This is a genomic window from Pseudomonas sp. GXM4 (assembly GCF_008923895.1).
Classification (GTDB): domain Bacteria; phylum Pseudomonadota; class Gammaproteobacteria; order Pseudomonadales; family Pseudomonadaceae; genus Aquipseudomonas; species Aquipseudomonas atacamensis.
This window is the reverse complement of the sequence record NZ_WBRZ01000476.1, coordinates 1-1,790: the sequence shown is the minus strand read 5'-3', so window position 1 is coordinate 1,790 and position 1,790 is coordinate 1. Positions and strand designations below refer to the sequence as shown.

General features: G+C 61.1%; 2 protein-coding genes. One reads left to right on the top strand and one right to left on the bottom strand.

The window, feature by feature from the left end:
- A partial coding sequence (locus tag F8N49_RS27535) for a LysR family transcriptional regulator (protein ID WP_151553294.1) occupies nt 1–887 on the bottom strand: 887 nt, incomplete at its 3' end.
- A gap of 125 nt (nt 888–1,012) precedes the next feature.
- Here F8N49_RS27535 and F8N49_RS27530 point away from each other — a divergent pair.
- A complete protein-coding gene (locus F8N49_RS27530) occupies nt 1,013–1,759 on the top strand; it encodes a 3-oxoacyl-ACP reductase family protein (protein WP_016773811.1) in 747 nt (248 codons plus the stop codon).
- Nucleotides 1,760–1,790: the final 31 nt, after the last annotated feature.

Below are 1,790 nucleotides of genomic sequence, written 5' to 3'. Positions count from 1 at the left end.
ACAAACTGTTCAATCACGAAATCCACAAACGCCCGGGTCTTGCCCGGCAACAATTTGTGCTCGGCGTAATAGATCGAAATGTTGCCGTCATCGACAAACCAGTCAGGCAGCACCCGCTGCAACGTCCCTGCCTGAAGATACGCGACCGCAAACGGCATGCTCACCAGCGCAATGCCCAAACCTTGCATCGCCGTTGCACAGGCAGCCTCGGAATCACTCATGGTCATCCGCACCCGCAACATCAGCGGACTGTGTTGCTGATCGCGGTGAGTCAGTTGCCAGGAACGCACGCGCCCGGTCTGCGGTGAGCGAATCAGAATGCCGTCGTGTTGCTTGAGGTCATCGGGATGGCTGATCGGCGCATGTTTTTGCAGATAGTCCTCAGATGCCACCAACACCCGATGCGCCGGTGTCAGCCTGCGCGCAACCACGCCTTGCGGCAGTTCAAAGCCGCCACCAATCGCCGCGTCGAAGCCCTGCCCGATCAGGTCGACTTGGCGGTTATCGAAATGCCAGTCCGGGTTGATCGCGGGATAGCGCCGCAGAAACTCACCGAGCAGCGGCACGATATACAGACGGCCGAACACCGTGCCCATGCTGACTTTCAGCGTGCCGGCCGGTTGCCCGCCGGCACTGGCCAGATTGGCCACGGCATTCTGGATGGTGGTCAGGCTGGCGCTGACTTCACTCAAAAACAGCTGCCCCGCTTCGGTCAGGGTCAGGCTGCGTGTACTACGCTGGAACAGCCGCACGCCAAGCCGCGCCTCCAATTTCGCCACGCTCTTGCCGACCGCCGCCGGGGTCAGGCTCAAGCGTCGCGCGGCTTCGGCGAAGCTGCCGACTTCGGCGCTGCGCACAAAGCATTCGATACTGCTGAACGTTTCCATGATCGCCACTATAAACTTTTGGTTTACACAGACTATAGCAATCATGGTCTACCCGGTTGTCGATGCCACGCCGATACTCGGCACCAACACCAAGGCATTCCGCCTTGAACACTTGGAGATCGAACATGACCACTCAACACCTCAGCGGCAAAGTCGCTCTGATTCAAGGCGGTTCGCGCGGCATCGGCGCAGCCATCGTCAAACGCCTGGCCGCTGAAGGCGCCGCCGTCGCTTTCACTTACGTCAGCTCCGCCGCCAAAGCCGAAGAACTGCAGAACAGCATCACCGGCAACGGCGGCAAAGCCCTGGCGATAAAGGCTGACAGCGCCGATGCCGGCGCGATTCGCCACGCCGTCAGCGCCACCGTCGAAGCGTTTGGCCGCCTGGACATTCTGGTCAACAACGCCGGCGTGCTGGCCATCGCGCCGCTGGAAGATTTCAAACTCGAAGATTTCGATCAGACTTTGGCCATCAACGTGCGCAGCGTGTTCATTGCTTCGCAGGAAGCGGCGAAACACATGGGCGAAGGCTCGCGGATCATCAACATCGGCAGCACCAACGCCGACCGCATGCCCTTCGGCGGTGGCGGCGTGTACGCGATGAGCAAATCGGCACTGGTCGGCCTGACTAAAGGCCTGGCCCGCGACCTCGGCCCACGCGGTATCACCATCAACAACGTGCAACCTGGCCCGGTCGACACCGACATGAACCCGGCCCATGGCGAATTCGCCGACAGCCTGATCCCGCTGATGGCCGTCGGTCGTTACGGCACCGCCGATGAAATCGCCAGCTTCGTCGCCTACCTGGCCGGGCCGGAAGCCGGTTACATCACCGGTGCCAGCCTGACCATCGACGGTGGTTTCGGCGCCTGACAGACCGGCAAAAAAAACGCCGCCCTTCTTT